This is a genomic window from Companilactobacillus halodurans (genome assembly GCF_009600995.1).
GTDB lineage: Bacteria > Bacillota > Bacilli > Lactobacillales > Lactobacillaceae > Companilactobacillus > Companilactobacillus halodurans.
In genome coordinates, this window is sequence record NZ_VDFO01000033.1 from 20,930 (window position 1) to 33,592 (window position 12,663).

At 37.9% G+C, this 12,663-nt stretch carries 10 protein-coding genes; 5 read left to right on the top strand and 5 right to left on the bottom strand.

The genetic code is table 11. The annotated features are described in order from the left end of the window. Positions 1–100 precede the first annotated feature (100 nt). Together FHL05_RS09045 and FHL05_RS09050 are read right to left on the bottom strand one after the other, a co-directional pair. Positions 101–913, bottom strand: a complete 813-nt coding sequence (locus FHL05_RS09045; RefSeq protein ID WP_153386389.1) for an AMP-binding protein — start codon at positions 911–913, stop codon at positions 101–103. Then, complete coding sequence (locus FHL05_RS09050) at positions 880–1,557, bottom strand: AMP-binding protein (protein ID WP_162000267.1); 678 nt, start codon at positions 1,555–1,557, stop codon at positions 880–882. The genes FHL05_RS09045 and FHL05_RS09050 overlap by 34 nt, the downstream gene beginning before the upstream one ends. 112 nt (positions 1,558–1,669) lie before the next feature. Between FHL05_RS09050 and FHL05_RS09055 the strand changes: the two genes are divergently transcribed. Beyond that, on the top strand, positions 1,670–2,038 hold the full coding sequence (locus tag FHL05_RS09055) for a hotdog family protein (RefSeq protein WP_153386393.1): 369 nt from the start codon (positions 1,670–1,672) through the stop codon (positions 2,036–2,038). Here FHL05_RS09055 and FHL05_RS09060 read toward each other — a convergent pair. After that, the gene (locus tag FHL05_RS09060; RefSeq protein ID WP_153386395.1) at positions 2,035–2,556 is read right to left on the bottom strand and encodes a DUF308 domain-containing protein; all 522 of its coding nucleotides are present in this window, start codon (positions 2,554–2,556) and stop codon (positions 2,035–2,037) included. The genes FHL05_RS09055 and FHL05_RS09060 overlap by 4 nt on opposite strands. A gap of 192 nt (positions 2,557–2,748) precedes the next feature. Here FHL05_RS09060 and FHL05_RS09065 point away from each other — a divergent pair, with 192 nt between their 5' ends. Continuing rightward, positions 2,749–4,473 (top strand): pyruvate oxidase, encoded by a 1,725-nt coding sequence (locus FHL05_RS09065; RefSeq protein ID WP_153386397.1) that lies wholly within the window; start codon positions 2,749–2,751, stop codon positions 4,471–4,473. A gap of 51 nt (positions 4,474–4,524) precedes the next feature. Here FHL05_RS09065 and FHL05_RS12465 read toward each other — a convergent pair whose 3' ends face one another. Together FHL05_RS12465 and FHL05_RS09075 are read right to left on the bottom strand one after the other, a co-directional pair. Beyond that, entirely contained in the window at positions 4,525–8,355 is a 3,831-nt protein-coding gene (locus tag FHL05_RS12465; protein WP_153522513.1) for a BspA family leucine-rich repeat surface protein, read from the bottom strand. 180 nt (positions 8,356–8,535) lie between these two features. After that, positions 8,536–8,739 (bottom strand): hypothetical protein, encoded by a 204-nt coding sequence (locus tag FHL05_RS09075; RefSeq protein WP_153386401.1) that lies wholly within the window; start codon positions 8,737–8,739, stop codon positions 8,536–8,538. Positions 8,740–8,964: 225 nt separating this feature from the next. On the opposite strand from FHL05_RS09075, the gene FHL05_RS09080 reads away from it, so the two are divergent. From FHL05_RS09080 to FHL05_RS09090, 3 genes are all read left to right on the top strand, one after another. Next, positions 8,965–10,329 carry an aspartate aminotransferase family protein gene (locus FHL05_RS09080; protein ID WP_153386403.1) on the top strand — a complete coding sequence of 455 codons (1,365 nt, stop codon included), beginning with the start codon at positions 8,965–8,967 and terminating at the stop codon, positions 10,327–10,329. Between the two features lie 20 nt (positions 10,330–10,349). Further along, positions 10,350–11,804 (top strand): APC family permease, encoded by a 1,455-nt coding sequence (locus FHL05_RS09085; protein WP_153522515.1) that lies wholly within the window; start codon positions 10,350–10,352, stop codon positions 11,802–11,804. A gap of 359 nt (positions 11,805–12,163) precedes the next feature. Further along, positions 12,164–12,412: a P8 family protein gene (locus FHL05_RS09090; protein WP_153386407.1), complete on the top strand. Its 249-nt coding sequence runs from the start codon at positions 12,164–12,166 to the stop codon at positions 12,410–12,412. Positions 12,413–12,663: the final 251 nt, after the last annotated feature.

Genomic DNA, 12,663 nt, shown 5'->3' on the forward strand with positions numbered 1-12,663 from the left:
AGCCTATTTCACGAATCACTCGCAAAGTGCGCGAGCAATTTGTGAAATTGTCTTAATCCTCGGTAGCTCCCGGGCTTGCTCCACTCTCTGATTTTACTCTCTAGATTATTTTAAATTCCAATCCTTTTAATTTCCATCTCAATATTCTTCCATTAGTGGCTTTAGGCATTTTCTTAATTAACCGAAATTCCACTGGTACTTGGTAATTCAACAAATTATGTTGTCCGAATTCTTTTAGATTGCCACTGGTTAGGCGATATTGGTCTTTTAAACTTAGGTAGGCTACGGGGGCCATTTTGTTGTCTGCTCCAATTTTGCCTACGATGCAGATGTCTTCGATGCCGTTGACGCTGCGGTAGATGTTTTCGATTTCTTCGGGATAGAGAATCTTGTCGTCGGTGTAAATCAAATCGTCAGCTCTGCCTTTGAGGTAAAGAAAGTTGTCGTCATCTAGGTAACCGACGTCGCCGGTTTTGAAGTAGCCGTCATTGGTAAAGCGTGATTGGTATAAGGCTTTATTATTGAGATAACCGACTGCAACGCTGGGGGACTTTACTTCGATGTCGCCGATATTATCTTGGTTGATGTCGGTGATGCGGATTTGATCTGTAAAGTAAGGTTGGCCGCAGGAGCCGGCTTTTATTTCAGCGTCATTATAGTTTAAAGCGGTAATCGAGGCTGTCGTTTCAGTCATGCCATACGTCTGCAGAACTGGGATGTCAAGCATGTTGCAGCGCATAAGGGTCCAATTGTCAGCCACGCCGTTACCGACAAAGACGCAACGAAAGTATTCATTGTAGTGCTTTCCCTTAGGCAAAGTGTTGAGAGCTTGTCTCAATAAAGTCGGCGTAAAAGAAACAATCGTGGCACGCTCATTTATTAGCACTTTATTGATGAGGTCGAAATAAAACATTCAATCAAGTTGACCCCAATGCCGTAAATCAATGACCGCATGATGACTGAATAGGCGGGGACGTTGAAGATAGGCAGGGTCAAAACCCAAGTATCTTGTTTGGTAATGCCTAAGTTCAAGGCAGTCCCCATGGCTGATTCAAAGAAATTGCGATACGTCAACATGACCCCAGTGTCAAAGGAAGCCGCATTTGGGGTATAGAAGATAGCAACAATTTTATTTTCGTTAAAATCTTGAATCGGACGGTAATTAGGATTTTTTTTGAGACTGAGAACTTCTGAGACAAAAGTCTTATCCCAGTCGATTTGATCAAGGTATGTGGTATCGGCTGAATCACTGACCAGAATCGTTTTAGGACAACAATCTTTGATGTGGTCTTCCAAGGTTTTCAAAGATAATTGCGTATCAAGTAGAATCGTCTGCGCTCCGAGCTGTTGAAGTGCTAAAATGGCAACGTAACCATTAAAGCAATTGTCGGTAAATAAAGCGATGGGATCATTTTCACTAATGCCACAACTCGACAATTTGCTAGCGAACAATTGGACCGTGGTGTTGAGTTCACTGAAGGTGAAATCAGCATGTTCCAAGATTAAAGCAATTTTGTCAGGATCAAGTTTAGCGCGTTTGACTAACCAGTTTTCCAAAATGTGGCCTCTTTTCATTGGAAGATTTGATGCGAGTGAGGTGCTTTAACTTGATTGTAAAACAATTAAACAATAAAATTTAACTAATTATTGAAAAAAATTGAGGTACAAAATGAGTTTATTAGACGATTTAGGGATTGAAGTTGTCGAACGTGGTCGGCATAAAGTAGTTTTAAAAATGGAATTGACCCAAGAACACTTGGATCAAGAAGAAAATAAAGCCGGAAGCATCAACGCCGTTTTGTCAGAAACAGCGGCCAGCATCGGCGCCAATTTGAATGTTGACGAAAACGACACCGCGGCCATCATGCGGGTTTCTTTGCACAGTCTCAATAAATTGCGTTTGGGAACATTGATTGTTGGAGCAATTTCGGTGAGAAATGGCAATAATATTCAGACCTGGCAAGCAACGACCCATTTTGATAAGAGTGCGATTGAAAATTGCTTAAGTACCATAACATTAAAAAAAATCCAGATCTAATCACGATAGATTCTGGAATTAATAATTTCGAAGAAAGCTAGAAGAATCAAGCCTACTCCGAATAGTTGATAAATAAAAATAATCGTTTTTGAAGGGTTCAAGATAAAGACAATACCTGCTGCCACTAAAAGGGCTGAATAGAAATAATCGAGGTAGGGCTTTATTTTGACCCTTTTTGTCATCTCGTGAGAATCACGAAACTGGTTGATGCCGTTGACCAACAAGATGATACCCAAAACAGGAGGCACCAAAGCAATTAAAAATTTGGCAAATAACAAGACACCTAATGCTAAAAATAATGCACCGATGCCTAAAGCGATTGCTATATTATTTTCCCCAGTTAATTTCCGAATGCTGAATCCATCGATAATCGAAAGGATTCCGTAGATAGCAATGTAACTTGAGACAATGTAAATGATGATATCAAAACTCTTAATAGGTGCAACGACAATTAAAATTCCCGCCACCAATAAAAAGATAAACCGTAGCCAACGATAGAGTTGGAATTGTTTAACCATGGTAGGCCCCCTGAATAACTTCTAAACATATCATAACAGAAAAGTTCCAAAATGGATTTTTACTTTCAAATGTACTTCACAAACTGGTTTATCAAGATATAAGCAAACTACTGTTGTAAACGTGAGCAAAACGCTTTCATTGTGAAGCCATTGTGGTATTTTATAGGTAACTGATACTAGGAGGGACTAATTATGGCTATTCGTGCATCTGATAAGATGATAGATGTTTTAGCAAAATGGGGTGTAGATAATATTTACGGACTCCCAGGGGACTCAGTTGATACAACAATTGATGCCTTATACCGTGCGCAAGATAAAATTAAATTTACACATGTTCTTCATGAAGAAGTAGGTGCTTTAGCGGCCGCAGCTCACGCCAAACTGACTGGAAAATTGGGAGTTTGTCTCTCGATTGGAGGACCAGGGGCAATCCACTTGTTGAATGGACTGTATGATGCCAAAATGGATCATGCTCCCGTGTTGGCTATTTTGGGTCAAGTTCAATCAAAATTGCTCAATACTGATTTCTTCCAAGAAGTCGATACGCACGTTTTGTTTGAAGATGTTGCCGTGTACAACAAGATTATCATGGATCCGCAGTCGTTGCCTAGAATCGTCGATGAAGCCATTAGAACTGCTATCGCTAAAAAGGGTGTTGCTGTTTTGACGATTCCTGACGATATTCCAGCTCACATGATTAAAGATAATTTCACGCCCAACGTCGATAATTTCCAAATGGAAGATTACCGTGTCGACGATGACCAAATTAAAGCTGTTTTGGAAATGATGAAGATTCACTCTAATCCGATTGTTTTAGCAGGTGTTGGAATCAAGCATGCTAAAAAAGAAACTAAAGAATTTATCGAAAAATACAAGCTGCCTTTGATTTTAACAATGCCCGCTAAAGGATTGGTCGACGATAATCACCCTTATAATTTAGGACAACTAGGAAAACTGGGAACTAAGCCGGCTTTTGAGATGATGCAAAAGGCCGATATGGTCATCATGATTGGGACCGATTATCCATATGCACCATATTTGAATAAAAAAGTCGATGCCGTTCAAATCGACATCAACGCTGATCGCTTGGGTAAACGTCGCCACGTCAATATTGCCATTCAAGCTGATGCTAAGGAAACTTTGGCTCGCTTGAATGAATTAGGGACAGAGGTCGAGTCACGGCCATTCTTAGATGAAGCTGTTTCAAAAATTGGTCAATGGCGCAGTTGGATGCATGACGTTTACACTAAGAAACATGATGGCGTCTTGCCTTCATTGATGTTCCATCGTTTGAGCGAAAATGCTCCAAGCGATACTATTTGGTCGATTGATGTTGGGACTTCAACTGCTTTTGGAGCTCGTTTCCTAACGGCTAAGTCATCACAAATGTACACTATTTCAGCTTGGCTAGGTACGATGGGCTGTGCACTTCCTGGAGCAATTGCGGCCAAGAATGCTTTCCCAGATCGTCCGGTTTATGCATTTTCTGGCGATGGTGCAACTTCAATGGTCATGCAAGACTTTGCCACAGCTGTTAGATATAACTTGCCAATGCTTTATATCGTCTTAAATAACAAATTGTTGGCCTTTATTGAGTATGAACAACAATCAGCTGGTCAACAAAATTACGGCATCAGTTTGCCAGAAATCGATTTCGCCAAAGTTGCTGAAGCCTGTGGTGGAATTGGCGAACGTATTACAACTGATGATGAATTCAAAGCTGCTATCGACAAATATCGTATTCCAAAGAAACCAGTTTTGCTTGATGTAGCAGTGACTGATGAAGCACCACTTCCAGGTAAAATTATGATGGATGAAGCTCAAGGTTATGCTAAATTTGGACTCGGTCACGTAATCGACAAGAAGTCGATACCACAATTGCCACCAATGAAAGAAATCTTACGTTCATTCTTATAAAATTTGAATTTCAAAAAGGCCTGCCTATTTCTAGGTAGACCTTTTTTAGGTTTAATGAACATCAGTATTTTTAACAAATTCATCAGTTGCTACACGATAATAAGTAGATTGATTGAAAGTAGCAGACTGATCAGCGTGCCACTTAGTATTAGGAGCTAAAGCTCGATTTTGAACGTTTTTATCTTTAGCGCTTATGAGGTATTTAACTGAATCGCTGTTAGTTGTGACATCTAAATCAACATACTTGTAAACGTAGACTTGATTAGCATTGACCCACTCGTTAGTAGCAACGCGATAGTAAGAATCCCGTCCGATAGTGACATATTGGTCACTGAACCAAGCAGAATCAGGCGCCAATTTGAGATTGGAAAGGAGATTCATTTTTCCATTGTCCAAACTAAAAATATCGACATACGAACCAACGAAAGTATTGACAGTTTCGTTGATTTTTTGAATATTGAGGTTATTTGACGTGGTAGATGGATTGGGGCTTGGATTATTGTGATGCTGATTTTCTGGAGTAGTTTCAGGTTCAGGAGCAGGACTTGGATTAGGAGCAGGACTTGGATTAGGAGCAGGACTTGGATTAGGAGCAGGACTTGGATTAGGAGCAGGACTTGGATTAGGAGCAGGACTTGGATTAGGAGCAGGACTTGGATTAGGAGCTGGATTTGGCTTAGGAGTAGGAGTAGGATTTGGATTAGGAGTAGGATTTGGCTTAAGACTTGGAACTGGTGCCGATGGTTTTGTTGTTGGTAAAGACTTATAACTTATGATGCTTGTAACCAGATCCTTTACTCCTTCGCCTTCTTTATAAGGCAATATGTTCCCTAAAGAATTTTTTACACCTGCCTTATCATCGATATAAACAGTTTTAGGTTTACCGGTAGAATCTATAATTGTACAGGACCAAAGGTGACCATTATTTGGCAAATCAATATCATTATTAAAATGATTTCTGCTACCAAATGTTATTGATTTGAGGTGGGTTCCATCAAACATGCCAGTTCCCTTTTTAGATTCGCCAAAGGGATGTTCAACTCTTTTACTCCAGTTAGTATGTCCCTCAAATAATGATGCCATATCCCAATGTGTGAAATCTAAATCTTGTACACCGGAGTTTTTAAACATGCTTGTCACATTAGTGATAAAACCATTTGACCATGGTCTTGTATTTAGATGCTTTAATGAAGACGTATTTTCAAACATACCATGGAAATCTGAAACATTGCGAGTATTCCAATAAGGAATGCCAAAACGATCCGTGTTGTAGTTAAATTTGATATCAGCTAATTTATCATCATTAGCAAACATTTCGTCCATGTAATTACAAATGGGAGTATTAAAAGAAGTTAAATCTAATGATTTTATTTTGGGTAGGTTTTTGAACATACCACTCATTTTGTTAACTTTTGATGTATTAAAATTCGATAAATCTAATGAAGAAAGATTTGAAGCTCCGTTGAACATATTTGACATATCAGTAGTGTTGGAAGTATTTAAATTTGATAAATTTATGTTTGTTAATTTTTCATCACCTTTAAACATTCCACTCATATCAGTAACTTTAGAGGTATCAAGCGGTGATAAGTCGAGTGAAGTTAAATTCTTATTACCACTAAACATATTTGCCATTTTAGTAGCATGAGAAAAATCAAATTTTGATAAATCAATTGATTTTAAGTCTCTATTTGCAAAAAAGCCACTCAAGTCAGTTGCTTTAGACAAATTAAGTTTCGATATATCTAAATTAGAGATTTTTTTATCGCCACTGACAATGTCAGATAAATTAGTGGTACTAGTAGTATTCAGTTTTGATAAATCTATATTAGATAAATTTTCGTCATTTTTAAACATTCCATGCATATCAGTAACTTTAGAAGTATCAAGCGTTGATAAATCAAGTGTGGTCAGATTCTTATTTCCACTAAACATATTTTTCATTTTAGTAGCGTGAGAAAGATTGAATTTTGATAAATCAACTGATTTCAAGTCTCTGTTAGCAAATAATCCACTTACATCAGTTGCTTTAGAAAAGTTTAATTTTGCTATATCGGAATTGGAGATTTTTTTAGCACCATTAAAAATATCAGCTATATTGGTAGCGTTGGAAGTGTTTAATTTCGACATATCCAGATTTGATAAGTTTTCATCATTTTTGAACATGCCACTCATATTAGTGACTTTAGAAGTATTGAAATTCGATATATCTAAATTAGAGATTTTTTTATCGCCACCGAATAAGTTTGATAAATCAGTAGTTTTAGAAGTGTCAAATTTTGAGACATCTAAAGCAGTTAAATTTTCATCTCCATTGAACATGCCATTCATTTTAGTGGCTTTAGAAGTATCAAATTTGGAAACATCTAAAGCAGAAAGCTTTTTGTCACCATTAAACATGTCTGATAAATCTTCAGTATTAGAAGTATCGAATTTTGAGACATCTAAGGCGGATAAGTTTTTATCACCGTTAAACATCTTACTCATACTTTTGTTTTTTGAAGTATCGAATTTGGAAACACTTAAAGCAGAAAGATTTTTATCGCCGTTGAACATATTGCTCATGTCAGTCACATTGGAAGTCTTAAAAATGGAAACATCTAAAGCTTTTAAATTTTCGTCGTTATTGAACATATTGGTAAATTTAGTCACTTTAGAGGTGTCAAAATGTGAAACGTCTAAGGCTGATAAATTTTTAGTGTTGTTAAACATACCGTACATATCGGTAGCTTTAGAAGTATTAAATTTAGATACATCTAAATTATGAATTGCTGAAACGTTATTAAACATATCAGAAAAGAGAGCAACATTAGATGTATCGAAATGGGATACATCTAATGATGATAGGTATTGATCATCATGGAACATACGACGCATGTCGGTAACTTTTGAAGTATTAAAATTGGATAAATTTAAATTAGTAAGATCATTGTCATAATCAAACATACTGTTCATGTCAGTAACATTAGACGTATCAAAATTCTTTAAATTGATTGATTCCAAATCATCATCATCTTTGAACATACTCGACATGTCTGTGACGTTTGGCGTTTTGAAATTTTTTAAGTCAAGTGACTCAAGTGCTCGATTATTGGAAAACATATTTGACATGTCAGTAACCTTGGAAGTATCGAAACTAGATAAATCAAGATTTGTCAGGTTAACATTAACGGAGTGATCGTCTTTTTTATCTGGGAGGTTATCGAACATACCAGACATATCGGTAACGCTTGAAGTATCGAAATCAGCTAAGTTAATTGACTTAAGATTATAGTTATCAGAAAACATATACGAAGTAGTAGTGTTATTGGTCATCTTCCAGCCTGAAAGATCAACGTCTTTTAATGAAGTATCATTTGAAAAAAGATATGAACTATCTTTTATATTAGAAAGGCCTGATAAATTTGGCATTTTGACACTTTTTAAAGCAGGATCTTCATAAAACATGTAACTAATATCAGAGGTATTCGATAAATCAATATTTTTATAATTTTTAATTGACTCTAAGTTTGGTAAAAAAGAAAGAATATATGAGGAGTTCTTAGGAAATTTCACAGGCCCGTCAAAGCTGATGCTTTTAATGTAGTCATTGTCATCATCATAATAGCTCCAGTCGTGATTATTATCGTTATTATTTGAAGTATCGTTATCGTCCAAGCTATATCCCAAAGTTCCACCTTGTAAATGTAGGACATGATCATTAGATATGTACCAAGGACAGGTTCCATAAGTACCAGAATCGAATGTATCATCAGATTGGTCGTTAGTTGATGTTTCTGCATAAATGGTCGTAGTCTTAAAGGAATAGAAACCAGTGACGACGGTCACACCAAGTAAAGTTTTTAAAGCTATTTTTTTCAAATCTTGACTTTGAACCTTCATTTAGAATCATCTCCATAAAAAGTAATTTTTATACAAAGAGTATATTCCTAAAGAAAGGAAAAACGTCTACAGAAGCACGGGATATATCAAACAATAATGCATAGAAAAAATAAATTAATTTTAGAATATAAAAAGGCATTCCCAAATCAGGGAATGCCCTTATTTATTTCTATTCAAATTTTAAAGTGGACTAAATTCTTTCATCACATATTTACTAGGGAAGGATTTATTCTTGTCTAAATACTTTTGGTATCGAGTTTTTTGATGAATCTCGTTATAAGCATCTTCCAATTCGGATATTGTGTACTTTTGCTTCAACTCAATAGAAGATGTTTTATAAAATTTTGACATGTAAGCTAACAATTGTTCTTCATCATTAATCATACTATCGACCTCTAAAATCATCATAGTGCCTGAAATTATTATTAGCAACTTCTAATAATTAGAATTTCTTTAATTAAATTTTGTAATTTTTGACCGATGTAACTATCTATCTCATAGCATTTGCTTAATAAGTCAACCTTTCGACCACAAAAACATCTTGCAACTAAATTAAAAAACCATTAGAATGGTGCTATTTCATAAATAAATTTAATAGGAGGTGTCAATATGACGACGCAAGAAGCACATCATGACCACGAGGTGGATCACCGATTGATCATGCACGAAAATGAAGCCTTTTCAAAAGCATCACGAATCAATTATTTTGACCTTGTTATCGAATCAGCTCATAACTCCACGCTAGTCGATGCAGATGGGAACGAGTACATCGACTTGTTGGCAAGCGCTTCGTCAATCAACGTTGGTCATACGAATGAAAAAGTCGTCCGCGCGATACAGCGCCAAGCGCAAAAACTGATTCATTACACATCAGCCTATTTTCCCAATCGTCCGGAACAAGAATTAATAGAACGATTGAGTCAAACAGTGCCCGGCGCACCTAAGGAAGTGTCTCTGGCAAATTCTGGTTCCGAAGCTAACGATGCCATCATCAAGTTTGCTCGAGGATACACAGGGCGACCTTATATCGTCTCATTTATGGATTCCTATCACGGTTCAACTTATGGTTCCATGACCTTGTCCGGTGTCAGCTTGAACATGGCACGAAAGATGGGACCTTTGTTACCGGATGTCGTCCACGTTCCGTATCCAGATTTGTACCGACGCCATAAAAATGAAACTGAGCATGACGTTGCTGTGAGGTATTTTGAAGAGTTCAAGCAACCCTTTGAAAGCTACCTGCCAGCAGACGAAGTAGCCTGCATCTTGATTGAACCGATTCAAGGCGATGGCGGAATTAGAAAAGCACCAGAAGAATTCATGCAACTGGTCTATGAATTTTGTCATCAAAACGGTATCTTGTTTGCCGTTGACGAAATCAACCAGGGCCTAGGGCGAACTGGCAAGATGTGGAGTTACCAACAGTTTCAAGATATCGAACCCGACTTGATGTCAGTTGGTAAGTCGCTTGCTTCAGGGATGCCTTTGAGTGCGACAATTGGCAAAAAGGAAATTATGGAGAGCCTTGATTCACCAGCCCATACTTTCACGACCGCCGGCAACCCGATTTGTTGTGCGGCCTCGCTTGCAACCTTGGACGTTTTAAAAGAACAGAAGTTGTTGCTTCGTTCCCTTGAAAAGGGAAATTACGCCAAGAAGAAGTTTCTCGAACTACAAAATCGTTATCCAGAAATAGGGGATGTCAGGATGTATGGCCTTAACGGTGGAATTGAACTAGTTAAAGACCAAAAGACGAAAGTTCCCGATGCTGATTTTGCTAATAAGATTATCTACTATGCCTTTATGCATGGAGTGCTTATGATAACTTTGAAGGGAAACATTTTGAGATTTCAACCGCCTCTAGTCATTACTCAAGAAGAGCTTGACTATGCCTTTGATGTCTTGAATGACGCATTTAAAGCAGCTGAAAATAATCAAGTCATTATTCCAAGTAATGCAAAAATAGGTTGGTAATCAAGAGGAGTGTATTTTTTATGAGTGGTTTTTTTAAACGTTTGACCTTAAAAGAAGATCCGAGTATATACGAGGATAAAGATTCACATTTAGTACGAGTATTAACAGTTAAAGACTTCCTAGCCTTGGGTGTTGGGACAATCGTCTCGACTTCAATCTTTACTTTACCCGGGGTCGTAGCGGCAGAGCACACTGGACCTTCAGTTGTTTTCTCATTTATCGTCGCAGCTATCGTGGCCGGACTTGTAGCGTTTGCCTATGCTGAAATGGCCGCCGCCATGCCGTTTGCTGGTTCAGCTTATTCGTGGATTAATGTCATGTTTGGTGAATTCTTCGGATGGGTCGCTGGTTGGGCGCTGTTGGCAGAATACTTCATCGCTTTAGCCTTCGTTGGTTCAGGACTGTCGGCCAACTTTCGGGGGCTGTTAGAACCGATGGGGGTCCATTTCCCCAATGCCATCGCCAATACCTTTGGCAATAACGGTGGGATCGTTGATTTAGTTGCTGTCGTCGTTATCGCAGCCGTTGCTTGGTTGATTTCACGAGGAGCCAGTGGTGCCGCTAAAGTCGAGAACGTCTTAGTTGTCCTTAAAGTCTTAGCAATCCTAACATTTATCGTTGTTGGTTTAACTGCAATTCATATCGAAAACTATATTCCCTTTATTCCTAAGTATCGCCTTAACGCCGACGGAACAGCATTTGGAGGCTGGCAAGGAATCTACGCCGGAGTATCAATGATTTTCCTTTCCTACATTGGATTTGATTCGATTGCTGCAAACTCTGCCGAAGCCAAAGACCCAGGCAAGACGATGCCTCGAGGAATCCTTGGTTCATTGTTGATTGCCTTGGCCTTGTTCGTCGCCGTTGCTTTAGTTCTAGTGGGAATGTTCAAGTATTCTTCATACGCAAATAACGCCGAACCTGTTGGCTGGGCTCTAAGACACGCCGGACATCCAGTCGTTGCCAGCGTTATCCAAGCCGTAACTGTTATCGGAATGTTCACCGCTTTAATCGGAATGATGCTGGCCGGTTCACGTTTGATCTATTCCTTTGGACGTGATGGCATGTTGCCAAATTGGCTCGGTAAGTTGAACAAAAACAATCTACCAAATCATGCCTTGTTAGTGCTTTCCGTTATCGGAATCCTGATTGGCGCTTTTTGTCCATTTGCCTTTTTGGCACAATTGATTTCAGCAGGGACGTTGATTGCCTTTATGTTCGTTTCCTTAGGGATTTATCCATTGAGAAAGCGTGAAGGCAAGGACATCGCCATGCCAGACTTCAAAGTGCCATTTTATCCAGTACTTCCAGCTCTTGGATTTTTAGGCTCTCTAGTAATCTTCTGGGGACTTGATATTCAAGCTAAGTTATATGCTGGTATCTGGTTTGCCATTGGCTTAGTGATTTACTTTGTCTATGGGATGCATCATTCAACTCTCGGCAAAAAAGTTGCCGCTAAAAAGAATAAAAAATAACAACAAAAAAGCCATCGGGTTTTCCTTCCCCGATGGCTTTTTCAAAACAATAAAAGTGAGAATCGCTCCCATAATCTGAGACTTGCTAGTAAAAGAATCACAGGAGTTTTAAACACTGTTTATTTTATATGAGTATTAGTATAGCATCAGAATGACAACTTGGGAACTAAATTTTCAATCGAATTTGTCATACATTTTGTACAAAAATAATTTTTAATTCTAAAAGCTATATGTATCAACGATTATTGGTGAATAAATGGTGCCAAATGATGAAAACGCTAAAAACTTTAAACATTTAATGTGTCACTTTTTCAGAATAGAACTATAATAGGAATTGTAACTAAGGAGGTTGTTGAAATATGGCAGAAGTAGATCCATCAAAGATGGCTGATGCAGCCATTGCAAAAGAACCAGAAGTATTGAACTTAAAGATGAGCGAGGCTTTCGACTGGAGTGACGATAAGACGGTTGTCCGTGACGCTATTTGGGATTATTTCATGGAGAACAACAATCACGATACTATTAAGACAGAAGAAGCTGAAAAGCCATTCCTCGATAAGAGCGATGACGAAGTACGTGATTTTGTCGAGAAAAACCTTAAAAAATAAGTCTTTAATTTTCCTTTAGGCACCTTAAGTTGATGCCTAAAGGATTTTTTATGGCATTTTTTAAAAATAAATCAGTATATAACATGACTATATAAAAACTAAAAAAGTAGGACTTCCGAAATAACGGCTGTTCGTCAAATTAAGTTGATGGCAGTTTACATAAGCAGTTAGATCATAATTGGTCTAGCTGTTTTTTATTTGGCTGACGAGCTTGCTCGGAGCCAAAAAATTTGAAGATTGATACGCTTAAT